The organism is Streptomyces sp. CBMA291, assembly GCF_014596525.1.
Lineage (GTDB): Bacteria > Actinomycetota > Actinomycetes > Streptomycetales > Streptomycetaceae > Streptomyces.
In genome coordinates, this window is record NZ_MSJP01000053.1 from 49,508 (window position 1) to 71,545 (window position 22,038).

Annotated in this window: 20 protein-coding genes; 7 read left to right on the plus strand and 13 right to left on the minus strand. The window is 73.1% G+C overall.

Annotated elements, in window-relative coordinates; all coding sequences use genetic code 11:
* Window positions 1–31: 31 nt before the first annotated feature.
* The 7 genes from BU197_RS14050 to BU197_RS14080 form a co-directional block, all read right to left on the minus strand.
* Window positions 32–1,762 carry an acyl-CoA synthetase gene (locus BU197_RS14050; RefSeq protein WP_317452057.1) on the minus strand — a complete coding sequence of 577 codons (1,731 nt, stop codon included), beginning with the start codon at window positions 1,760–1,762 and terminating at the stop codon, window positions 32–34.
* A 92-nt stretch (window positions 1,763–1,854) separates the two neighbouring features.
* Window positions 1,855–5,088 (minus strand): FAD/NAD(P)-binding protein, encoded by a 3,234-nt coding sequence (locus tag BU197_RS14055; RefSeq protein ID WP_223182623.1) that lies wholly within the window; start codon window positions 5,086–5,088, stop codon window positions 1,855–1,857.
* Window positions 5,085–5,558, minus strand: a complete 474-nt coding sequence (locus BU197_RS14060; RefSeq protein ID WP_188268598.1) for a cobalamin B12-binding domain-containing protein — start codon at window positions 5,556–5,558, stop codon at window positions 5,085–5,087. The genes BU197_RS14055 and BU197_RS14060 overlap by 4 nt, the downstream gene beginning before the upstream one ends.
* A 491-nt stretch (window positions 5,559–6,049) precedes the next feature.
* Window positions 6,050–6,466, minus strand: coding sequence for a cupin domain-containing protein (locus tag BU197_RS14065; RefSeq protein WP_188268599.1), 417 nt, complete (start codon window positions 6,464–6,466; stop codon window positions 6,050–6,052).
* The gene (locus BU197_RS14070) at window positions 6,459–7,370 is read right to left on the minus strand and encodes a sulfurtransferase (protein WP_188268600.1); all 912 of its coding nucleotides are present in this window, start codon (window positions 7,368–7,370) and stop codon (window positions 6,459–6,461) included. The genes BU197_RS14065 and BU197_RS14070 overlap by 8 nt, the downstream gene beginning before the upstream one ends.
* A 72-nt stretch (window positions 7,371–7,442) precedes the next feature.
* Window positions 7,443–7,982, minus strand: a complete 540-nt coding sequence (locus BU197_RS14075) for an HPP family protein (RefSeq protein ID WP_188268601.1) — start codon at window positions 7,980–7,982, stop codon at window positions 7,443–7,445.
* A gap of 211 nt (window positions 7,983–8,193) precedes the next feature.
* Entirely contained in the window at window positions 8,194–9,747 is a 1,554-nt protein-coding gene (locus BU197_RS14080) for a vanadium-dependent haloperoxidase (RefSeq protein ID WP_188268602.1), read from the minus strand.
* Window positions 9,748–10,074: 327 nt separating this feature from the next.
* Between BU197_RS14080 and BU197_RS14085 the strand changes: the two genes are divergently transcribed.
* Together BU197_RS14085 and BU197_RS14090 are read left to right on the plus strand one after the other, a co-directional pair.
* Complete coding sequence (locus BU197_RS14085; protein WP_188268603.1) at window positions 10,075–10,563, plus strand: DoxX family protein; 489 nt, start codon at window positions 10,075–10,077, stop codon at window positions 10,561–10,563.
* 276 nt (window positions 10,564–10,839) lie between these two features.
* Complete coding sequence (locus BU197_RS14090) at window positions 10,840–11,589, plus strand: ScbR family autoregulator-binding transcription factor (RefSeq protein ID WP_188268604.1); 750 nt, start codon at window positions 10,840–10,842, stop codon at window positions 11,587–11,589.
* A gap of 86 nt (window positions 11,590–11,675) precedes the next feature.
* On the opposite strand, the gene BU197_RS14095 is transcribed toward BU197_RS14090, so the two are convergent.
* Window positions 11,676–12,647, minus strand: coding sequence for an NAD-dependent epimerase/dehydratase family protein (locus BU197_RS14095; RefSeq protein WP_188268605.1), 972 nt, complete (start codon window positions 12,645–12,647; stop codon window positions 11,676–11,678).
* A gap of 14 nt (window positions 12,648–12,661) precedes the next feature.
* Window positions 12,662–13,615, minus strand: a complete 954-nt coding sequence (locus BU197_RS14100) for a ScbA/BarX family gamma-butyrolactone biosynthesis protein (protein ID WP_188268606.1) — start codon at window positions 13,613–13,615, stop codon at window positions 12,662–12,664.
* Window positions 13,616–13,746: 131 nt separating this feature from the next.
* Between BU197_RS14100 and BU197_RS14105 the strand changes: the two genes are divergently transcribed.
* The 4 genes from BU197_RS14105 (at window position 13,747) to BU197_RS14120 (ending at window position 17,650) form a co-directional block, all read left to right on the plus strand.
* Window positions 13,747–14,424: a ScbR family autoregulator-binding transcription factor gene (locus BU197_RS14105; RefSeq protein WP_188268607.1), complete on the plus strand. Its 678-nt coding sequence runs from the start codon at window positions 13,747–13,749 to the stop codon at window positions 14,422–14,424.
* Window positions 14,425–14,678: 254 nt separating this feature from the next.
* Window positions 14,679–15,830 carry an acyl-CoA dehydrogenase family protein gene (locus BU197_RS14110; protein WP_188268608.1) on the plus strand — a complete coding sequence of 384 codons (1,152 nt, stop codon included), beginning with the start codon at window positions 14,679–14,681 and terminating at the stop codon, window positions 15,828–15,830.
* A gap of 38 nt (window positions 15,831–15,868) precedes the next feature.
* Complete coding sequence (locus tag BU197_RS14115; protein ID WP_188268609.1) at window positions 15,869–16,654, plus strand: electron transfer flavoprotein subunit beta/FixA family protein; 786 nt, start codon at window positions 15,869–15,871, stop codon at window positions 16,652–16,654.
* Window positions 16,655–16,693: 39 nt separating this feature from the next.
* Window positions 16,694–17,650 (plus strand): electron transfer flavoprotein subunit alpha/FixB family protein, encoded by a 957-nt coding sequence (locus tag BU197_RS14120; protein WP_188268610.1) that lies wholly within the window; start codon window positions 16,694–16,696, stop codon window positions 17,648–17,650.
* Between the two features lie 89 nt (window positions 17,651–17,739).
* Here the strand turns inward: BU197_RS14120 and BU197_RS14125 are convergent, their stop codons facing one another.
* The 4 genes from BU197_RS14125 to BU197_RS14140 form a co-directional block, all read right to left on the minus strand.
* The gene (locus tag BU197_RS14125) at window positions 17,740–18,129 is read right to left on the minus strand and encodes a zinc ribbon domain-containing protein (protein WP_188268611.1); all 390 of its coding nucleotides are present in this window, start codon (window positions 18,127–18,129) and stop codon (window positions 17,740–17,742) included.
* Between the two features lie 120 nt (window positions 18,130–18,249).
* Complete coding sequence (locus tag BU197_RS14130) at window positions 18,250–18,957, minus strand: TetR/AcrR family transcriptional regulator (RefSeq protein ID WP_188268612.1); 708 nt, start codon at window positions 18,955–18,957, stop codon at window positions 18,250–18,252.
* Window positions 18,958–19,057: 100 nt separating this feature from the next.
* A complete protein-coding gene (locus tag BU197_RS14135; RefSeq protein WP_188268613.1) occupies window positions 19,058–19,819 on the minus strand; it encodes an SDR family NAD(P)-dependent oxidoreductase in 762 nt (253 codons plus the stop codon).
* Between the two features lie 325 nt (window positions 19,820–20,144).
* Window positions 20,145–21,299 (minus strand): acyl-CoA dehydrogenase family protein, encoded by a 1,155-nt coding sequence (locus BU197_RS14140; protein WP_188268614.1) that lies wholly within the window; start codon window positions 21,297–21,299, stop codon window positions 20,145–20,147.
* A 115-nt stretch (window positions 21,300–21,414) separates the two neighbouring features.
* On the opposite strand from BU197_RS14140, the gene BU197_RS14145 reads away from it, so the two are divergent.
* Window positions 21,415–22,020 carry a TetR/AcrR family transcriptional regulator gene (locus tag BU197_RS14145; protein WP_188268615.1) on the plus strand — a complete coding sequence of 202 codons (606 nt, stop codon included), beginning with the start codon at window positions 21,415–21,417 and terminating at the stop codon, window positions 22,018–22,020.
* Window positions 22,021–22,038 lie beyond the last annotated feature (18 nt).

The following is a 22,038-nucleotide window of genomic DNA, read 5'->3' on the forward strand; positions in this document are numbered from 1 at the left end:
GGCCGCTCAAGCCGTTTCCGTCCCGCCCCGTTCAGCCCCTGCCCCGCGCGAGTTCGCCCCGTCGCACCTTGCCCGAGCGGGTGCGCGGGAGGGTGGCGACGACCTCCACTCCCCGGGGGACGAAGACCGGGGCCAGGTGCTCCGCCGCCAGGGCGAGCAGTTCCGCGCCGAGGTCCGCGGGCGACTCCCCCGGCGCGTGGCGCAGTTCGACCACCGCGAACGGCGCGAGGCCGCCTTCCGGGTCGGGGCACGGCACCACCGCCGCGTCCGCGACCGCCGGATGGGTGCGCAGGACGGCCTCGATCTCCGCCGGGGAGATCCGGTGCCCGTGCGACTTGAAGACCTCGTCCATCCGGCCGAGCAGCCGGATCGAACCGTCCGCGCAGCGCTCGCCCCGGTCCCCCGTGCGGTAGAGCCCGTCGGCGAACGCCTCCGCCGTGCGCTCGGGCAGCCCCGCGTACCCCCGCATGAGGCCCGGCGGGCGGTCCGTCAGGTCCACGCAGACCTCGCCCGCGTCGCCCGTCTCCCCCGTCTCCGGGTCGCGCAGCACGATCCGGTAGCCGGGCAGCGGGTGCCCGAGCGGGGCCAGCGGCTCGGGGGTGCCGGGGGCGCGCCCGATGAGCGCGGTCGCCTCCGTCTGCCCGTAGCCGTCGCGGACCCGTACCCCCCACGCCGTCTCGATCCGGGCCACCGTCTCGGCCGTGAGGGGTTCCCCTGCGGCGGTCGCCTCGCGCAGCCGGGGCGCGCCCGCGCCCCCGGTGACGTACGGGAGGAGGGAACGCCAGGCGCTGGGGGGTGCGCAGAAGCTGGTGACGCCGTGCTCGGCGAGGACGCCGGGCAGGACGGAGGCGGGGAGGCCGCCGTCCGGGGGCGCCAGGATCGTGGCCTCCGCCGCCCAGGGGACGAAGAAACTGGACCAGGAGTGCTTGGCCCAGCCGGGCGCGGAGAGGTTGAGGTGCCGGTCGCCGGGGCGCAGCCCGCTCCAGTAGAGGCTGGAGAGGTGTCCGACGCCGTATCCGGCGTGGCTGTGCTCGACGAGCTTGGGCAGGGAGGTCGTGCCGGAGGTGAAGTAGCAGAACGAGGGGTCCGCGGTGCGGGTCGGCCCGTCCGGTGTGAAGCGGGGCCGGCCGGCGCTCCGGGTGTCGGGGTACGGGATCCGGCCCGGCCCCTCGGCGCCCGGTGCCATCCTGATGCCCGGCACGGGCAACCCTTCGACGAGGTCGAGGAGTTCGGTGGTGGCGATGACGTGGCGTACGTCTCCGCGGGTGATCCGGTCGGCGGCCTCGGTACGGGTGAGGTCCTGGTAGCCGGGGACGACGACGGCCCCGAGCTTGACGCAGCCGAGCAGGGTCTCCCACAGCTCGGTGCGGGTGCCCAGGAGGATGAGGACCCGGTCGCCCCGCCGGACCCCGAGGTCGCGCAGGGCGACGGCCAACGCGTCGGAGCGGGCGGCGAGTTCGGCGAAGGAGACCCGGTCGACGACGGGGACCCGCCCTTCGGGACCGGGCCGGCCGAGGAGTTCGAGGGCCGGCCGGTCGTTGTCCCGGGCGATGACGTCGAACCAGTCGAGCGCCCAGTTGAAGTGCTCGTCGCGCGGCCACCGGAAGGCCTCGGTGGCCGCCTCCCGGTCCCCGCGCAGCCGTAGCAGGAGGTCCCGGGCGGCCCGGTACTCCTCGTGGGCGGCGGAGGCCCGGCCTCCCCCGGCCTCCGCCTTGTCCGAGACCCTGCCCCCGTCGGCCCCCGCCCCGGTGGGCACCGGCACCGCTCCCGGAGGTGCCGGTGCCGTACCGGGAAGGGGCGCGGGTGCCGTACCGGAAGGAGATTCCGGTGCCGTGCCGGGGTCGGACGGGTGCCTCATCCGGCCGCCTCCGTCCGCGCCGCGTCGAGCAGCGCCCCCGCGATGGCGTCGGCGTCGCGGGTGAAGGAGCCCCAGGGTCCGGGGCGCCCGCTGCCCACCTGGGTGAACCAGCGGGTGTGCTCGCTGGGGATGCCGAGCACATGGGTGCTGGTGTCCACCGAGCCGTCGGCCCGCACCGGGTGGAACGGGGAGTCGGTGCAGTCGAGGCCGCCGGTCGGGAACTCCCCCGCTCCGTCGGCCGCGTTGGTGAAGGTGCGGATCTCGCCGTCCACCATCAGGCCCCGGATCAGGGGGTCCTGGTCGGCTTCGAGGTCGGTGGTGGGGACGCGGGCGTCGACGATGGCGTCCAGCGGCACCCAGGAGTTCTCCACCTGGACCGACTCGACGGCGAACCGGGCCTCGACCGGGTCGGCGGTGAACCGGGCCCCCGGGCCGACCGGTTCGAGGATCCCGGCCGCGAGCAGGGCGAGGAACTGCTCGGAGCGCTGCTGCGGCGGGCCGGTCGAGATCATCGCGGCGACGGGCCCGAAGTCGGCGAGGAACCAGCGGTGCGACGCCGGGGTGAGCCCGCCGAAGTCGACGAGGGTCCTGATCGTCTGCCGGACGTCGCGCAGGACGTCGGCGGCGGCCTTCATGGGACCTTCGGCGTTGCCCTGGCGGGCCTCGAAGAGGTCGGCGCGCAGCCACTCGGTGAGCACCTTGTGGTACTCGGCCGGAGAACCGAAGCGGCAGTCGGCGAAGGGCCGGGCGAGTGCGTCGAGCCCGGTCAGCGGGCGGGCGTCGACCCGGTAGCCGGAGGCGAGCCGTTCGAGGACGCGCGGGTCGGGCCGCTCGTCGAGGGCCTGGACGGCCTTCTCGGTGAACTCGGCCGCGGCCTCGGGGCCGTGGACCTGCCGGATCCGGGTGCCGAGGAGGACCAGGTTGACCTCGGCGAGCAGCCAGGGCAGCACCGACTCGCGGAAGTCGAGGGGCGCGGCCTCGGCGCGCAGCGCGGCCATCCGCTCGGCGGTGAACAGGCGGGCCCGGTAGCGGTGTTCGGGCCCCTTCTGGTTGGCGCCCCGGGTGAGCAGGGGCACTCCGGCGCGGGAGCCCGCCACGATGCGGGGCTCTTTTCCGCTGGGGAGGTAGAGCAGCCCGTCGACGCCCTCGGTGAAGGTGCCGCCGCGTCCGAGGGTGAGTTCGGTGAGGATGTCGTAGAAGGTGAGGCCCATGCCGAGGATGCCGACGCTGGCGCCCGCCGGGATCGAGGCCAGCGGCATCTCGTTGGCGGAGCCGCCGACGATGTACTGGACGGGCCGGCCGGGGGTGCTGTGTTCGTGGGCGAAGCGCTGCCAGGCGCGCTGGTCGGGGTCGGGCCGGTTGATCGGGTGGCCGGTGGCGAGGACCACGCGGTCGACGGTGAGGACGTCGCCCCGGTCGAGGCGCAGCCGGTGGGCGACGCCGTCCCGGCCGTCCTCGGTCCGGGCGCGGTCGGCACAGATGACCCGGGCGGGGACGCGGTGGACGGTGACGGAGGGCGGCAGGTTCTCCTCGATCCGCCCCATGACGTACGTCAGGTAGCGGCCGTAGACCGCGCGGGGCGCGTATCCCTGGGGTTCGGCGCCCACCGGGTCGTCCTCGGCCCACCATTCGCCGAGGGTGGGTCCGGCGCCGGGCCGGTGGGGTCCTTCGTCGGCGGGCCCGGAGAACATGGTGACTTCCTGGGCCGCCGTGTTCATCAGGAACCAGGGCGACTGGTCGGTGCGCCAGATCCGTCCGGCCCCCGCCTCGTACGGATCGATCGCGAACACCTCCACCGGGCGGCCGGTGGGCTCCTCGGCGCGGCGGGCGGCGAGCCGTTCCAGGACGGAGAGTCCGCGCGGGCCCATGCCGACGAAGGCGATCCGCAGCGGGTCGACGGGGGCCGCGGGGGCGGCCCGGGGCTCCGGCTCGGGCGGCGGGTTGGCGGCGGCCGCCTGATCGTGTTCGCGGGCGACTCTGCCGAGCATCCCGGACAGCTGGCGTGAGGTCATCGGAATGGTCCTCCTGCTGGTGGTGAGCAGCGGCAGCGCGCCCAGGTCCGTCCACTGCAAACGCCCGTCCGGTGCGACGGTGGACCGGACGGCGCCCCGGTTGTCGGGGTGCAGGCAGAACGGCACGTCGAGCAGGCCCCGGTCGAAGGCCTTCAGGAGGGCGGTCCCGAGGTCGTCGGAGAGCGCGAGGACGGCGGTGACCAGGGCGCGTGCCTCCGCGAGCGTCTCCTCCGCGTCCGCTTCCCCGGCCCTGCCCGGGTGCGGGAGGCGCGGGGCGGCGGTGCGGGCGGCGTCGGCGGCGATGCGCAGGGCGGTCAGGTTCTCGGCGACGGTCGGGATGCGGTGCGCCTCGGTCTCGGTCTTGACGATGAGACGCTGGGCCCCGCCGCGTACGGCCAGTTCGGCGCTGCGGCGGAGCAGCAGCCGGGCGCCGGGCACGGTCCTCGGGTAGACCCCCATGTAGGTGTAGAGCACGATGTGGCGGTCGACGGTCGGCGGGAGGAACTCGTCGGCGAGCAGCCGCAGCGCGGTGAGGGCGCCGGCGTCCTGGCCTGCGTGGGTCTGCTGGGCGTAGCTGAGGGAGACGCTGGTCGCCCCGTTGGCCACGAAGAACAGGCATTCCAGGACGGAGACGGCGACGAGCAGCGAGGGCGGGCAGAGCTGGCCCAGGAGGCAGCCGCCGAAGGATTCGAGGTGGGCGCGGCGTCCGTGCGCGCGGCTCTCCTCGGTGAGGAACTGGACGGAGTCGCGCCAGGCGGCGACGGACTCGGCGAGCGGGGTGCGGCCGTAGGGCAGGCAGTACGAGACGGGTCCGCCCTCGGAGGCGGAGAGCCCGGCGGCGGCCATGGTGCGGAAGATGGCCATGGGGTCGGCGGAGCCGTGCCTGACCTGGACGGGGGTGCCGCGTCCGGCCGCCGCCGCGACCCGGGCGGTGGTCTTGGGGCCGTGGCTGACCAGCGGAAACCCGTTGAGGGGGCGGCCGGCGCGCAGGGCGGCCGTGGCGGCGGCGTGGTCGCCGACGCGGGTGTAGCTGTCGATGGTGAGGGTGGCGACGGTCCGTTCGGGCAGGGCGGCGACGGCGGCGACTCCGCCGGCCATCTCGTCGGGCCCGACCATCCCCATCCGGGGCTGGACCACAAGCTCTCCGGCCTCGGCCGATGCCTGGACGAAGGCGCCGAGATCGCCGGGGGCGGGCGGGGGAAGGGCGGAAGTGGTCAAGCCGCGGCCCGCCCGGTACACGTGCCGCCGAGGTCGGCGAGGCGGCTCAGGAGGGCGGTAGGCGAGGTGCCGTCGGCGTACACCTCGTCGTATCCGGCGTCGAGGAGTTCGGCGGTGCGGGTGGCGGCGCCCTCCGGGGAGATGCCGAGGAGTCCGCCGATGACCATGGGGACGGTCCGGGTCTTGCGGTCGGCGCGCAGGGCCTTGGCGGCGCGCAGTCCGTCCTGGTGTCCGTGGCCGTTGACGGAGGAGAGGACGATGAGGTCCGGGCTGGTCATGCGGGCGGTGTCGACGAGCAGTTGCTCGGGGACGCAGGGGCCGAGGTTGAGCACGGAGTGGCCGTGCTCCTCCAGGAAGAGCTGGAGGTGGACGAGGTTCCAGGTGTGGGCGTCGGAGGAACCGGTGGTGAGCAGGACCCGGCGGGAGGGCTCGGGTCCGCGCAGGGGCTGGGGTCGTGCGGTGGGTGTCATGGCGTCTCTCCGAAGGCGTGCGTGCGGGTGCGGACGGACGTGCGAGGGCGCGGGAGGCGCCGGACACGTGTGCGGTGCGCTGTCCGTACGAAGAGATGCGTCTCCGTACGGATATTCGGTGCATTGCCCGTACGGGAGCCTGATTCCCGTACTGGAGTTCGGTCTGATGCCGATGCGGGGATGCGGTGCCTTCGCGCGTGGGCGCGCGGGACCGTGCGACGGCGGATGGTGCACGGGGGCGGTGCAGCGGAGGTGCGGCGCGAGCCGGGCGGCGGAGCCACGGACCGGGCGGGGCGGTACGGGTGGTGCCGGTGTTGCCTGTGATGCGGGGTGCGGGGTGCGAGCCGGGGGCACGCCGTGGGGGCGCGGGCCCGTCCGGCCCGGGTGATCGGCGAGGCGGTGCGGTGGTGCAGGGCGGTGCGGTGCGGTGGTGCAGGGCGAGGCCGCCGGGTCCGCTCGGGTCCCGGTGGCCTCGGGTCTTGCTGAGGGGATCAGACCCCGGCGCCGACGCCGGTGGTGATCTCGCCGTCCTCCGGGGTACGGGCGGCGGCGGGGCGGGCCCGGACGGCGAGGACCGTGCAGCCCTCGGCGCTGGACATCTGGTGGCGGGTGCCGGGCTCCTCGATGACGAGGTCGCCCTGGTGGAAGCGGCGGCCGTCGCTGTGGTCGAGGGTGCCGTCGAGGACGAGCATCAGTTCGTGGCCCAGGTGCTCGTGGAAGTCGCCGTGGGCGCCGGGCGGGAAGCGCAGCAGCAGCGAGGCGGAGTCCTCGTTCTCGGCCGGGTCCGGACCCCACAGGACGACGTATTCGACGCCGACGCGGCCGGGTTCGGCCCACGGCACCCACGGCAGGTCGCTCTGGTCGAAACCGTTGCGGAGCACATTGCGGAAGACGGTGACGTCAGGCACGGGTGCGGACCTCCGATGCGGCGTCGCGCTGGGCGACGATGGACGGGATGGGGTCGGGGCCCCAGGGACGCGGGCCGTTGACGATGGGCGCGCCGATGAGGGAGCCGAACTCGCGCCAGGCTCCGTCGTAGTTGCGGATGTCCGGCAGCCCGAGAAGCTCGCTCAGGACGAACCAGCTGTGGGCGGAGCGCCAGCCGACCCGGCAGTAGACGACCGTGGGGGCGTCGGTGCGCACGGAGGCGTAGGCGGCGGCGAGTTCCTCTTCGTCGCGGAAGGTGCCGTCCGGGCGGACGGCGGTGTTCCAGGGAATGTGCTCGGCGGACAGGGCGTGGCCGCAGCGCACGCCGAGGTCCTCGGGGACGCCGGGCGGGGTGTTGCTGTGCCCGAGGTACTCCTCCGGCGAGCGCACGTCGAGGAGTTGGTGGCGCCCGATGTGGTCGAGCATGTCCTCACGGCGGGCGCGGACCGCCTCGTCGGCGACCGGCACGGGGTACGCGACGGGCTCCCGCTCGGGCGCGTCCTGGGTGAGGGGGGCTCCCAGCTCCTCCCAGCGGAGCCGGCCGCCGTCGAGGACGCGCAGCTCGCGGTGCCCGTACAGACGGAACTGCCAGAATCCGGCGGCGGCCCACCAGTTGTTGTTGCCGCTGAGGAAGACGACGGTGTGGTCGGCGGATATGCCGTTCCGGCCGAGGAGTTCGGCGAAGGCCTCGGGGCCGATGACGTCCCGGCGCACCGGGTCCTGGAGGTCGCCGGTCCAGTCGAGGCGGACGGAGCCGGGGACGCGGCCCAGTTGGCTGCCACCGTCGGTGATCTCGACGAGGACCGTGTTCTCGTCCCCGGTGCCGGGGTTCCGCAGCTGTTCCATGATCTGCTCACAGCTGACGAGCAGTCGGTCTCGGTTCACGGGCGCTCCGTTGAGGGTCGGTACGCGGAGGTACGGATGGACGGACGGAGGTGTGTCACCGGCCTGGCCGGGTCACCACCAGTACGTCGGGTACTTGCCGATCACGCCGAGGCGGGAGGCCAGCAGTCCGACGAGGACCAGGAGGGCGCTGCCGATGGCGAGCAGGATGAGGAAGCGCAGCGGCGCGGGGTCCTGGAGGACGGCCAGGACGGCGGTGGCGGCGGCGGGGGCGTGGACCGCTCGCAGCAGCAGCATGAGGCCGACGCTGAGACCTGCGGCGACGGCGGCCACCCAGAGGGAGTGGCCGAAGAGGGCGACGGCGACGAGGCCGAGGACGCCGGAGCCGATCTGACCGAGGATGACGCCCCTGGGCTGGGCCGGGGGCAGCGCCGGGGTACTACAGATGATCATGGCGGTGGCGGCCAGCGGCGCGATCATCAGCAGGTGGTCGGTGGCCTCGCCGAGCGCCACCAGGATCACCAGGGACACGACGGTCGCCAGGGTGCCGAGAGCGGCGGGCCGGGCGCCGGGGAAGGGCGGGGCGCCGCCCGCCCAGCGGCTGCGGGCCCCCGGGGCCTGCGCCTGCGCGGGAGTCTGGGTCTGGTTGCTCACGGTGTGTTCTCTCCTTGGCGGGGCGGTCGGGACGGCCGGTGCGGCTGACGGGACCACCCGTGGGGGCGTACGGCGACGGGCTCGTACGGGGGGCGGGTCGCGGGTCCGCGCGGACGGCGCTGTCCGCCCGGGAAGCACGGGGAGGAAAGGGGGGAGGGGCCGGGGCGGGCGGCCGGGGCGGGGTCTCCCGCCCCGGCCCCTCCGGCGTGCGTCAGCGGTGGCTGCCGCCGAAGTAGCGCATGGCCTGCCGGTAGACGACCTCGCCGATGCGGTGGCCCATCTCGATGCCCGGCTCGTTGTCGAAGCTCCAGTGCATACCGCCGTAGACCCGGGAGATACCGGCCTGGCTCGCGGCCTCGCTGAAGGTGGGCCAGGTCAGGACGACGTCGGTGCGCGGGGTGAGGCCGGGCTCGACCGTGGAGGTGCCCGCCTTGAAGCGGTACGAGTCGCCGAAGGTGTCCGAGCCGGTGAAGCGGCGCAGGAACTCGGTGGCGGCACCGGAGAAGGTGCTGTGCCCGGAGACGGTGGCCGGGAACGGCGGCACGGCCACGTACGCCTGCCAGTCGATGCCGTCCATGGTGACGGTGCCCTGGCCGGGGCCGCCCCAGGCGCTGATCTGACGCCCGCGCCGGTCGTACGGGATGAGGGTGGAGGGGCGCGCGAAGTCGTACTGCGCCTTGACCGCCCAGGAGCCGATGGCGGCGTCGCACTCGGCCATGTTGAGACCGAAGAAGAGCTGGGCGTCCTCGTCGACGCTGTAGCCGTCGCGGGCGGAGACGTAACGGCCCCACATCTGCTGCGCGCCGGGCGGCGTGACGTCGTCGTTGAGCCAGAACTCGGCGATCGACTTCTGCTCGTCCGTCAGGTTGGCGCTGATGTCGATGAGTTCCTCGATCGCGGCGGTCAGCCGGACGGAGGGGAACGGCGGCGGGGCCGGGACGGTGAACTGGTCCGGACGGGACAGCGCGAACGGCTTCATCACCGCGAACTGCGGGGTGAGGTAGCGCTGGAGCTTGCCGTCGACGATCAGCGGGGTCCAGTGGGCCGCGTTGGTGACCGTGGAGGGGTCGAAGGCACCGGCGGTCTGCGGGGCGTTGACCGGCTGGTAGCCGGTGGTGTCGCTGTACGCCGGGGTGCCGAGCTGGTTGGCGCCGTCGCCGTGGCGGTAGTCGAGGACGGCCTGCGCGGTGCGGCGGCCGATCCAGGCGGGGCTGTTGCGGCGCGGGTTGACCAGATCCGGGTTGTAGCCGAGGGCGCGCAGCATGTTGTCGATGGCGACCTTGTACTCGGGGTACAGGTCGAGCAGCGCGAGGTGGGCCGCGTAGCTGACGGCCTCGTTCTTGTTGTCCAGGGTGCGCTCGGAGCGGGGCCGGCGCAGGGAGCCGCCGAAGCGGGTGCCGACGGCACAGTGGTCGTAACACGCCCAGGCGTCGTAGATGGCGTTGTGCACGATCGCGAGGACACGGGCGTTCACGGTGGCGGGGCCGAAACGGTTGCCCGCGGCCTGGTAGCGGCCCAGGATCGCGTCCATCGTGGCCTGGTTCCAGCGGACGACGACGCTGGGGTTCGGGGCGCCGGCGCCGGGACGGCGGCGGCCGGTGCGGGTCTCGGCCTCGAAGCTGGTGGGGACGGCCCACGCCGCCGTGCCGGGCAGGGCCATCACCCCGGCGGCCGCGGCGGAGGTGACGAGCACCCGGCGCCGGGTAAGGGCTGTGCGGGCCGCGGTGGTGGTGGTAGGGGCGGGGGCGGCGGGTCGGTGGGACATCCGTTGATTCCTTCGCATGGTGCCGGGAGCGGATGGACGCGGTCCGGTCCGTGGGATCAAACACGAACTCGAACAACCCCCAGACTGGCGAGAATTGATCGCGTCCGGCAACGCCCGATCGACTTCTTCCATCGCGGGCATGCAAGGAAGCGATGGGCGTCGCGAGGGCCCTCGGGTCGTGGCTAGCGTGGATCCCCGGCGTCCGACCCTCCTTCCGGGATTTCGGCGCGATCCGAGCGAACCACCGCCCGGCCCCGCCCCCCGGCCTCGATCCGCCCGCTCGGGCCCTTCAGGCCCCGCGTCGACTCGTGATGGAGATGCCCGCGCATGACTGTTTCCTCGCAGATGATCCCGCCCGCCACGACCTCCGCCCCGGTGTCCTCCGCCGTGTCGGCACCGCTCGCCCTCTTCGACCGCCTCACGCCCCGGCTGCACCACTACGGCATGACCCTGCTCAAGTTCGGGCTCGGCGGCGTCTTCGTCTGGTTCGGCGTCCTCAAGGTCATCGGCCAGAGCCCGGCGGCCGAACTCGTCGTCTCCGTCCTGCCCTTCCCGGCCGGGGGCTGGTTCGTGCCCGCCCTGGGCTGGTTCGAGGTCATCCTCGGCCTCTGGCTGGTGTCGGGCCGCCTCCGCGCCCTGGCCATGCCCCTGTTCACCGCCCATCTCTGCGGCACCTTCGCCGTCCTCGTCCTCACCCCCTCGGCCGCGTTCGACCACTCCAACCCGCTGCTGCTCACCCTGGTCGGCGAGTTCGTCGTCAAGAACGTCGTCCTGCTCGCCGGCGCGGTGGTCGTGACGACCCGTCCGCGCACCTGACGGACCACCCCCGAGCGACCCGCCCGGAGGCCGCACCCCCCTCGGGGAAGGACGGCCTCCTCCTTCACCCGACGTGCCGGTCCTTCACCCGACGTGCCGGTCCTTCACCCCGAGTACCGGTCCTTCACCCGAAGTGCCGGGAACTTCATGTGAAGTGCCCGAAGGTCAGCCAAAAGCTCCTACAATACCAATCAGTCGGTTTGACGAAGGTCGGGGGTACGGCGTGCCGGGGCACGCCCTCGTGCCGCACGACGCAGGGGTGCCACGGGAGCACGAGTGACCAAACAAGAGCGGGCCGCGCGCACCCGCACCGCACTGATCGAGGCGGCGGCGGCCGAGTTCGACCGGCACGGCTACGTCTCCGCCACGCTCTCCAGCATCAGCACGGCGGCGGGCGTGAGCCCCGGAGCGCTCCACTTCCACTTCGAGAACAAGGCGGCGGTCGCCGCCGCCGTGGAGCACGAGGCCTCCGGCATCCTGCGCAGGACCGCCCGGACCGTCTACGGACGGCGCACCAACGCCCTGCAGAACCTCACCGACACCTCCCACGCGCTGGCCCGGCTGCTCCGCGAGGACGTCGTCGTCCGCGCGGGCTTCCGGCTCAGCTGCGCACTGAGCGGCCGCACCGACCTGAACCTGCGCCAGGAATGGCAGAGTTGTGTGCGCCAGCGGCTCGCAGAGGCGGCCGACGAGGGCATCCTCGCCCCGGACATCGGGCGCCAGCAGGACCTCGCCCGTACGGTCGTCGCCGCCACCATCGGCCTGGAGACGCTCTGCGGGGACAACGGCGAATGGCTCTCCCCCGAGACCGTCACCGGACTCTGGCGCGCCCTCCTGCCGTCCCTCGCGCACCCGTCGGCACTCGCCGCCCTCGACCCCGCGGGCACCCCGGCGGCGCGCCTCCCGGCCCCCGCTCCCCCGTCCCTCGCCCCGGTCGCGTACCGGAGCCCGCACCCGACCCCGCCCACGGGACCGGCCCGACCCGGTCTGAACGGCCTCTCGGCGCTTCCCGGGGGGACGGTCTAGGGCGTGCCTTCCGGATCAGGCCCTTTCCGATCAGGCCGGACCAGGGGCCGGGCGCCGCGAGCCCGGCAGGATCCGGAGGACTCGGCCTAACCCACGGTCGCCCGCCGCACGGCCTCCCGGTACCACGGGCGGTGGGCGGCGAAGCCGTCGGTGAAGCGCGGGCCCGGGTCGCAGCCGAGGTCGCGCCAGGGGCGGGCGTCGACGAACCAGTGGTCGGTGGCGAGCATGTCCAGGTGGTGCCGGGCGAAGGAGAGCCCGGCGAGCAGCTCCCGGGCCCCGGCGAGATCCGTCGCGGGCCCCTCGGTCACCCCCGCCCGGGGGACGAGCAGTCCCTCCGCCGCCGTGATCAGCTCGCCGACCGGTACCGGTTCGGGATGGACGGCGTAGTACGGGCCCGGCTCGGTCGCGGGCGAGAGCGCCGCCCCGAGCAGCGCGCCCGCCAGCGCCTCCACATCGATCAGGGAGTGCAGCGACGTCCCGCCGTCGAGCCGCCCCGGCAGCGCCGTGAGCAGCCGGACGAGGCCGGGGATCACCTGCCGGTCCCCGGCTCCGTAGACGAGGTGCGGGCGCAGCACGGTGCCGCCCGCGTCGAGGACGTGCCGCTCCCCCGCCGCCCGGGTGCGGCTGGTCACCGAACCGGGGGCGAGTGGCAGGCCGCTGCCCGGGGTGGCGGCGTGGAAGGGGCCCCGGCCGTGCACCGAGGCGGTGCTGAGGGCGACGATCCGGCCCACCCCGGCTCGGGTGGCCGCGTCGACCAGGGCGCGGGTGCCCTCGTCGTTGACGGCGCGGGCCTGCTCCTCGTCGGCGCCGATCGCCGAGGCGCAGTGGATCAGGACGTCGGCGCCCTCGACGGCGCGGCTCAGGGAGCCGGGGTCGAGGAGGTCGCCGGGGACGGTCGTGGTCCTCGGTCCGCCCGGGACCGGGGGCTGCGCCGCCCTGACGTCGGGGCGCCGGACGAGCAGGCGCACCGTGCCGGGTCCGGGGTGTGCCGCGGCCAGCGCCGCGACCCGGCCGCCGATGAATCCGGTCGCGCCGGTGATGAGAATGCAGGGGCCCATGGTTCCGTTCCGGGTCAGACCGTCCGTCGGCCGCCGTGGCCGGCTCCGGCCGCCGCGAGCGCGCGGGCCGGGGAGGTGAACACGCACCGGAAGACGGGACTGCCGTCCTGTAGTCCGACGACCCGGGCGGTGGTCTTCGCCGTGTCGGCGCCGGGCACGGTCTCGGCCTCGACCCAGCAGGGCCTGTCGAGTTCGGCGTACCGGGTGAAGGAGGCCTGCATGGCGGCGGGCAGATACATGCCGCCCTCGCCGCAGGCGAGCGTCGCCGCCTGCCGGGCGGCTTCGAGCAGCACCATGCCGGGCACGTGGTCGTTGGGGCGCCGGAAGAGGGTGCGGTGGTCGGTGTTGATCCGCAGCTGCCACTGGCCGGGGCGGGTCCCGGGGCCGAGGACGACGTCCTTGGCGTCGTCCCGGCCGACCAGCTCCGGGGCCACCCCGCCGATCAGCGGCACCGGGCGGCCGAGCGCGGCCATCCGCTCGCCCCTGATCCTGCGGTACGCGAGGGCCGAGGTGCAGCGGGCCATGGCGCCGCCGGTGCCGAGGAAGCGTCCCTCGCGGGTCAGGACCACCGTGGTGCGCAGCTCGCGCAGGCGCCCGCCGCGGCTGACGACGTCGGAGACGATGACGTCGGCGTGGATGTCCGTGGAGGGTCCGTCGACGGCGAGCGCCTCGGGGTCGGTGTCGTAGAAGAGGTTCCACATGACGAACTGGTCCTCGACGGGTACCCCGAATTCGGCATGGGCGATCAGCATGGTGGTCTGACGTATGGTCTCGGCCACCAGGACGGGGTCGTGCCGGTCTCCTGCCACCGGAGAGAAGAAAGGATGCGCGGCAGGCCAGCTCGCGGAGACGGAGAACCGATTCTCCTGAAGCCGCGTCCACCCCGTGGGGATGATGTCCGCGGGATCCGCCCGGTGCACGAACTCCCCGGGGATGTGTGTCGTCGTTCCCCGACGGTTCCGGTCCATGGGTCCCCCTCGTATCCCCGCAAGCCCCCTGAGCGGCGAATCCGCCCGGCTTAGAGTACGTACAGCGCGGTTTTCTTTTCAACGCTTCACGTCCCACGTTGAGCACAGACAGCGAGACAGCAGGAGGCGCCTTGGCGCAGCAAGCGCGTGCGATCCGCACCCGACGGACGATCCTCGAATCGGCCGCGACGGTCTTCGCGGAGCGCGGCTACGAGCGTACGACCATCGGCGAGATCCTGGTGCGCGCCGGGGTGACGAAGGGAGCACTCTACTTCCACTTCGCTTCCAAGGAAGACCTCGCGCTCGGCGTGCTCGACGCCCAGATGCTCGACGTGCCCCTGACTGCGCAGGAGGTCAAGCTCCAGGAGCTGGCTGACCAGGCCTTTCTGCTCACCCACCGGCTCCAGCAGGACGCGCTGGTACGGGCGAGCGTGGCCCTGGCCCTGGACAGCGGAGCGACCAGCATCGACCGCACCGCGCCCTTCCAGGCTTGGGTCGACCAGGTGTCGGAGATCCTGATGGTCTCCAAGGCGCGGGGCGAGCTGCTTCCCCATGTGAACGTGACGGACACGGCGGAGCTGTTCTCCGGCGCCTTCTCCGGGATCCAGGCGATGTCCCAGATCATGTGCAACCGGCGCGATCTGCCGCACCGGGTCGCGGTGCTGCTCCAGCACTTCATGCCGAGTATCTGCACTCCGGCGCTGCTGCCCCGGCTCGACCTGACGGAAAACCGGTGCGTGCAGCTGGGTGTCGAATACGACGCGAGCCGGCTCCGGCGGGATCGGATCCTTCAGGAGTCACAGGGCTGAGAGCCACGGGAGACACGGGCGGCGGGCTCCGGGAGCCGAGGGACCGCGCACCGTCAGGAGACGGAGGACCGCGCACGGCCGGAAGACGCGGGATCCGAAAAAGGACCGACCGACCGGTCCGAGATGCATTTCCTGGTCGATCGACCGAATGAGCGCCCCGACGCGGAAAGCGTCGGGGCGCTCTGGCGTCGTGGCACTGAGTGTGTTTTGCTGAGGGTACTCAGTGCCACAAGCGTCTAGGGGAGCCTCACATCATGGGCAAGGACTTCGACCTGTATCGGCCTTCCGAGGAGCACGACATGCTCAGGGAGTCGGTCCGCGCGCTGGCGGAGGCGAAGATCGCCCCGTTCGCGGCGGCGGTGGACGAGGAGGGCCGCTTCCCGCAGGAGGCGCTGGACGCGCTGGTCGCCAACGACCTGCACGCCGTGCACGTCCCGGAGAGCTACGGCGGCGCGGGCGCGGACGCGCTGGCCACGGTGATCGTGATCGAGGAGGTCGCCCGGGTCTGCGGCTCCTCCTCCCTGATCCCCGCGGTCAACAAGCTGGGCTCGCTGCCGGTGATCCTCTCCGGCTCGGAGGAGCTGAAGGCCCGGTACCTGGCGCCGCTGGCCAAGGGCGACGCCATGTTCTCGTACGCCCTGTCGGAGCCGGACGCGGGTTCGGACGCGGCGGGCATGAAGACCCGCGCGGTCCGCGACGGGGACTTCTGGGTCCTCAACGGCGTCAAGCGGTGGATCACCAACGCGGGCGTCTCGGAGTACTACACGGTGATGGCCGTCACCGACCCCGAGAAGCGCTCCAAGGGCATCAGCGCCTTCGTCGTGGAGAAGTCCGACGAGGGCGTCTCCTTCGGCGCCCCGGAGAAGAAGCTCGGCATCAAGGGCTCCCCCACCCGCGAGGTCTACCTCGACAACGTGCGCATCCCCGCCGACCGCATGATCGGCGCCGAGGGCACCGGCTTCGCCACCGCCATGAAGACCCTCGACCACACCCGCATCACCATCGCCGCGCAGGCCCTCGGCATCGCGCAGGGCGCCCTCGACTACGCCAAGGGCTACGTCAAGGAGCGCAAGCAGTTCGGCAAGCCGATCGCCGACTTCCAGGGCGTGCAGTTCATGCTCGCCGACATGGCGATGAAGCTGGAGGCGGCCCGTCAGCTCACCTACGCCGCCGCGGCCAAGTCCGAGCGCGTCGACGGCGATCTGACCTTCTTCGGCGCCGCCGCCAAGTGCTTCGCCTCCGATGTCGCCATGGAGGTCACCACGGACGCCGTCCAGCTCCTCGGCGGTTACGGCTACACCCGGGACTACCCGGTCGAGCGCATGATGCGCGATGCCAAGATCACCCAGATCTACGAGGGCACCAACCAGATCCAGCGCATCGTCATGGCTCGCAACCTCCCGTAACCCGCCCGCGCGACCCGCCCGTTGAAAGGAGACAGGCCGTGACCCTGAAGATCGCCGTCTGTGTGAAGTACGTCCCCGACGCGACCGGCGAGCGAGGCTTCGCCGACGACCTGACGACCGACCGCGAGGCCGTCGACGGGCTGCTCTCGGAGCTGGACGAGTACGCGGTCGAGCAGGCGCTGCGGATCGCGGAGGAGTCCGACGAGGCCGAGGTCACCGTCGTGACCGTCGGCCCGGACGACGCCAAGGACGCCCTCCGCAAGGCGCTGTCGATGGGCGCCGACAGGGCCGTGCACGTCAACGACGAGTCCATCCACGGCTCGGACGTCATCGCCACCTCCGCGATCCTCGCCAAGGCGCTGGAGAAGACCGGTTTCGACCTGGTCGTCTGCGGTATGGCCTCGACCGACGGCACGATGGGCGTGCTGCCCGCGCTGCTCGCGGAGCGGCTGAACCTGCCGCAGGTCACGCTGCTCTCGGAGCTTTCGGTGGCGGACGGGGTCGTGAAGGGCCGCCGGGACGGCGACTCGGCCACCGAGCACCTGGAGGCCCCGCTGCCGGCCGTGGTCTCGGTCACCGACCAGTCGGGCGAGGCCCGTTACCCCTCCTTCAAGGGGATCATGGCCGCCAAGAAGAAGCCGGTCGAGGAGCTGGACCTGGACGACCTGGACATCGACGCCGACGAGGTGGGCCTGGCCGGTTCCTGGACGCTAGTCGACGCGGTGGCCGCGCGCCCGGCCCGTACGCAGGGCACGATCGTCACGGACGAGGGCGACGGCGGCAAGCGGCTCGCCGCCTTCCTCGCCACCCAGAAGTTCATCTGACCCGCCGTCAGCCCGACACCCCCACAGGAGCGAAGAATCATGGCCGAGATCCTGGTTCTGGTGGACCACGCCGACGGTGCGGTCCGCAAGCCGGCCCTCGAACTGCTGACCCTGGCCCGTCGCGTCGGCGAGCCTTCCGCGGTCGTCCTCGGCGCCGGTGAGGCAGCCGCCTCGATCGCCGCCACCGCCGCCGAGTACGGCGCGGCGACCGTGTACGTCGCGGACGGCGCCGAGTTCGCCGAGCAGCTCGTGGTCCCGAAGGTCGACGCGCTCACCCAACTGGCCGAGGAGAAGGGGGCGGCCGCCGTCCTGGTGACCTCCTCCGGCGAGGGCAAGGAGGTCGCGGCGCGGGTCGCGCTCCGCCTCGGCTCCGGTCTGATCACCGACGCCGTCGAACTGGAGGCGGGCGAGAACGGCCCGGTCGCCACGCAATCCGTCTTCGCCGCCTCGTACCAGGTGCGCTCGACGGTCTCGCGCGGCGTCCCGGTCATCACCGTCAAGCCCAACTCCGCCGCCCCGCAGGCCGCTCCGGCCGCCGGAACGGTCGAGAACGTCACCGTCGCCTTCACCGGCAACGCGGCGAAGGTCGTCTCGCGCACCGCCCGGGTCTCCAGCGGCCGTCCCGAGCTGACCGAGTCCGCGATCGTGGTCTCCGGCGGACGCGGGGTCGGCGCCGCCGAGGGCTTCGAGGTCGTCGAGAAGCTGGCCGACTCGCTCGGCGCGGCCGTCGGCGCCTCCCGCGCGGCGGTGGACGCGGGCTGGTACCCGCACGCCAACCAGGTCGGCCAGACCGGCAAGCAGGTCTCGCCCCAGCTGTACGTGGCGGCGGGCATCTCCGGCGCGATCCAGCACCGGGCGGGCATGCAGACGTCGAAGACGATCGTCGCGGTCAACAAGGACCCCGAGGCCCCGATCTTCGACCTGGTGGACTACGGCGTGGTCGGCGACCTCTTCGAGGTGCTGCCGCAGCTGACGGAGGAGATCGGCGCCCGCTGATCACCCCGGACCGGGAAGACCGCCCGGACCTCGAAGAGGGGGTGGGTGGCACTCTGTGCCACCCACCCCCTCTTCAGCCTGTCCGCTCCTCAGTACCAGCGGTCGGCCACCGTCTCCTCGCAGAGCCGTACGACGGGCCTGCGGCCACCCGTACCGGCGCCGGACGCGAGCTTCACCCGGGCCCCCGGGCGCACCGCGTGGAGCGGTCCGTCGACCCGGCAGCGGACCGTGAAGCCCTCCGCCATGTACACCGGCCAGAGATCCGCGTCGGCGGCGGCGAACCCGCGCCGTACGGAGATCACGCCCTCTCCTCCGCTGAGTTCGGGGCTCAGCTCGGTCGACCCGCAGGTCGGACAGAGCAGGCGTTGGAAGGTGGTGGTGTGGCACCAGCGGCAGCGCTGGAAGTACAGCTCGGTCCCGGCGGCCGACTCCTCGTCGGCGGGGACGGCGGTCCCGCTCCTCAGTCCCGTGTGGAACACGATGCCTTCTCCTCGCACTCGGCGGCTCGACCGTGCTGGAGCAAAGATATGGCACTGAGTGCCATCAAATAAAGACCCGAGTCCCCTCAATCGGAGATACCCCGAACCCTGACGGGCCCGTCAGCTCTCGCCGAGGCTCGACTCCACCTCGCGCACCACACGCCACATCGGGGTGGACCGCTTGGTGATCACCACCACCACGTCCTCGCTCGGCTCCCCTGCCGCCTCGGTCGCCGGGTCCGGGCTCCAGGTGGCCCGGACGAACTCCAGGGCCCTGTCCACCTCGGCCAGCGCGTCGCCCTCGCCGCCGGAGCGCAGCCAGTGCCGCAGGGCGTGGTTGTGGGCGGCGACCACCGCCGCCGCCGCGACGTTGGCGCGCAGAGTGCCGTCCCTGCGGTCGGCCCAGCGGGTCCTGAGGTAGTCGCCCAGGGTCTTCTCGTACCGCCAGACGACCGAGAGTTCATAGGTGCGCAGTCCGGTCACCTCGCGGGTGAGCCGGTAGCGCTGCACGGAGAAGGTCGGGTTCTCCGCGTACATCCGCAGGACCAGGCGGGCGGCGTCGCAGACGCGGGCCATGGGGTCGTCGGAGTCGGCGCTCGCGGCGAGGAAGCGGGTCATGTCGTCGAGACACTGCTCGTGGTCGGGGAAGACCACGTCCTCCTTCGACGGGAAGTACCGGAAGAAGGACCGCCGCCCGACGCCCGCGAGGGTGACGATGTCGTCGACGGTGGTCTGCTCGTAGCCCCGTTCCAGGAAGAGCTGGAAAGCCGCCGCGATGAGGGAGTCCCGCATCGCAGGCTTCGCGGAGTTCGTCGACGTGGTGCCCATGGCCCGAAACCTAACACCCGTGCGACTCCCGCGCGGCACTAGGTGCCGGGGAGATCCGGCACCGAGTGCTACGACAGGGGGCGGGGATCAGCGGGCGGGGTCAGCGGGCGCTCATCCGCAGTGCGCCGTCCATCCGGATCGTCTCGCCGTTCAGATAGTCGTGCTCCACGATCATCGTCACGAGCCGGGCGTACTCCTCCGGGCGCGCGAGGCGCTGCGGGAAGGTGACGCTCGCGGCGAGTCCGGCCCTGACGTCCTCGCCGAACCCGGCCATCATCGGGGTGTCGACGATGCCGGGCGCGATGGTGACGACCCGGATGCCGTACTGCGCAAGGTCACGGGCGGCGGTGACGGTCATGCCCGCGACGCCCGCCTTGGAGGCGGCGTAGGCGATCTGGCCGACCTGTCCTTCGAAGGCGGCGATCGAGGCGGTGTTGACGACGAGACCGCGCTGTCCGTGCTCGTCGGGCTCGTGCCGGGCGACGGCCTCGGCGGCGAGCCGCATCACGTTGAAGGTGCCGAGCAGGTTGACGTTGAGGACCGCCCGGAAAAGCTCCAGGTCGTGCGGCCCCTTGCGGCCCAGGACGCGGGCGGAGGGGGCGATGCCCGCGCAGTTCACGGCAAGCCGCAGTTCCGCGCCGTCGGCGTCGATCGCGGCGAGCGCGGCGCGGACCTGCTCCTCGTCGGTGACATCGGCGGCGAGCAGCCGGACCCCCTCGGGCGGCGCCCCCGCGGCGGCCACGGCCTTGTCCAGGTCGAGTCCGTAGACGGTGGCGCCCCGGGCGGCGAGCGCCTCGGCGGTGGCGGCACCGAGCCCGGAGGCGGCACCGGTGACGAGAGCGGCGGAGCCTGCGATGTCCATGGAACTCCTCGTTCGTTGGCGTGGGGACACGACCCTGCTGCCGGTGCCGGAGCGACCGGCGGGTCGGACACGGTGGTACGGGGGGCGTGCGGTCGTACGGGGTTGCGCGCGGGGTATCGGGGTACGGGCCGCACGCGGCGGTACGGGTCGAGGCGGCGGCGGTACGGGCCGAAGGCAGCGGCGGTACGGGCCGAAGGCAGCGGCGGTACGAGGTCGCGGGCGGGCGGCGGTACGGCCGCCGTCCGGCAGGGCCCCGGGTCGCGACGCGCCGCCGCCCCGGGGCCCTGCCGGGCCCCACGTGCCCCGCCCGTACCCCTTCCGGGGCCTACTTCTCCGGCTGGGCCAGGCCCCGGCTGATGACAAGCCGCTGGATCTGGTTGGTGCCCTCGAAGATCTGGGTGATCTTGGCTTCGCGCATATAGCGCTCCACGGGGAAGTCCCGGGTGTAGCCGTAGCCGCCGAGGACCTGGACCGCGTCCGTGGTGACCTTCATGGCCGTGTCGGTGGCGATCAGCTTGGCCGCGCTGGCCTGCCGGCTGAAGGGGCGGCCGAGGTCACGGCGGCGGGCCGCGTCCAGATAGGTGGCGCGGGCCGCGTCGACGGCGGCGGCCATGTCGGCGAGGAGGAAGCCGAGGCCCTGGTGGTCGACGATCCGGCGCCCGAAGGTGGTGCGCTGGTTGGCGTACTCCACGGCGGCGCTCAGGGCCGCCTGCGCGAGGCCGGTGGCACAGGCGGCGATGCCGAGCCGGCCGCTGTCCAGGGCGCTGAAGGCGATCTGGAGGCCCTGTCCCTCGTCCCCTATCCGCCGGTCGGCCGCCAGCAGGGCCCCGTCCCAGTAGGCGGAGGTGGTGGGGACCGCCTGGAGGCCCATCTTGCGCTCGGGGGCGCCGAAGCTCAGGCCCTCGACGGCGCCGGGGGCGAGGAAGCACGAGACGCCGTGGGCGCCGGGCGCGGTGCGGGCGAAGAGGGCGTAGAAACCGGCCTTCCCGCCGTGGGTGATCCACGCCTTGGTGCCGGTGATCCGGTAGCCGCTGCCGTCCTCCTGAAGCTCGGCCTTGCAGCTGAGGGCGGCGGCGTCGGAGCCGGCCTGCGGCTCGGAGAGGCTGTAGCCGCCGACGGACTCGCCCGCGAGCATTCCGGGGAGCCAGCGCTCCTTCTGCCCGGTGGTGCCGAAGGTGTGCAGCGGGTGGCAGGCCAGGGTGTGGACGCTGGTGGCGACGGCGACGGCGGCCCAGCGCGCGGCCAGCTCCTCCAGGACCTGGAGGTAGACCTCGTAGGGCTGGCCCCCGCCGCCGTACTCCTCCGGGTACGGCAGTCCGAGCAGTCCCGCCCGGCCGAGGGTGGCGAAGAGCCCTTCGGGATAGGTCTCGTCGGCCTCGTACGCGTCCACCAGCGGGGAGAGTTCGCGGTCGGCGATCTCCCGGGTGAGGGCGATGAGGTCCGCTGCCTCGGGGGTGGGAAGCAGGCGGTCGACATCCATGGCGACTCCAGCGGCGCGCAAGTGGTACTGGCGGAGGTACTACAGTACCGCTGAGCGTAGCGCAGAAGGGCCGCCCCGTAACCCCCTCGGAGCAGCGGCCTGGAATACTGGGCGGGTGATCGAGACCTCAGCCGCCGACGTCCCGAAGCCGACCGGACGGGGCGCGGCGCGCCGCTCGGCCCTCTTCGAGGAGCTGGTCGCCCTACTCGTCGGCGAGGGGTTCGCCCGGCTGACGCTCGACGACCTCGCCGCCCGGCTGCGCTGCTCGAAACGGACCCTGTACGGCCTGGCCGGGAGCAAGGAACAACTGGTGCGCTCGGCCGTCGTGCACTTCTTCCGGCGGGCCACGGCCCGGGTCGAGGCGGCCCTCGCCGCCACCACCGACCCGGCGGAGCGCCTCGCGGCCTATCTGCGGGCGGTCTCGGCGGAACTGGCCCCGGTCTCACCGCAGTTCTTCGACGACGTGGCGGGCTTCGAACCGGCGGCCGAGGTCTACGAGCGCAACACGCGCGCGGCGGCGGGCCGGGTCCAGGAGCTGATCGAGGAGGGCGTCAGGGCCGGGGTCTTCCGCGAGGTCCATGTGACCTTCGCCGCCGACGTCATCTCCTCGGTGATGGTCCGCATCCAGCGGCGCCAGGTGGCCGCCGCGACCGGTCTGGCCGACGCGGAGGCGTACGAGCAACTGGCGGAACTGCTCCTGAGCGGCCTGCGCCGGGCCTGAGCCGCCCGTTCCTCCCCT

Coding starts and splice junctions, on each gene's coding strand:
- BU197_RS14140 (WP_188268614.1), bottom strand. CDS start 21,299: ATGGATGTCGACCGCCTGCTTCCCACCCCCGAGGCAGCGGACCTCATC.
- BU197_RS14130 (WP_188268612.1), bottom strand. CDS start 18,957: ATGGGCACCACGTCGACGAACTCCGCGAAGCCTGCGATGCGGGACTCC.
- BU197_RS14080 (WP_188268602.1), bottom strand. CDS start 9,747: ATGTCCCACCGACCCGCCGCCCCCGCCCCTACCACCACCACCGCGGCC.
- BU197_RS14135 (WP_188268613.1), bottom strand. CDS start 19,819: ATGGACATCGCAGGCTCCGCCGCTCTCGTCACCGGTGCCGCCTCCGGG.
- BU197_RS14110 (WP_188268608.1), top strand. CDS start 14,679: ATGGGCAAGGACTTCGACCTGTATCGGCCTTCCGAGGAGCACGACATG.
- BU197_RS14120 (WP_188268610.1), top strand. CDS start 16,694: ATGGCCGAGATCCTGGTTCTGGTGGACCACGCCGACGGTGCGGTCCGC.
- BU197_RS14085 (WP_188268603.1), top strand. CDS start 10,075: ATGACTGTTTCCTCGCAGATGATCCCGCCCGCCACGACCTCCGCCCCG.
- BU197_RS14100 (WP_188268606.1), bottom strand. CDS start 13,615: ATGGACCGGAACCGTCGGGGAACGACGACACACATCCCCGGGGAGTTC.
- BU197_RS14095 (WP_188268605.1), bottom strand. CDS start 12,647: ATGGGCCCCTGCATTCTCATCACCGGCGCGACCGGATTCATCGGCGGC.
- BU197_RS14060 (WP_188268598.1), bottom strand. CDS start 5,558: ATGACACCCACCGCACGACCCCAGCCCCTGCGCGGACCCGAGCCCTCC.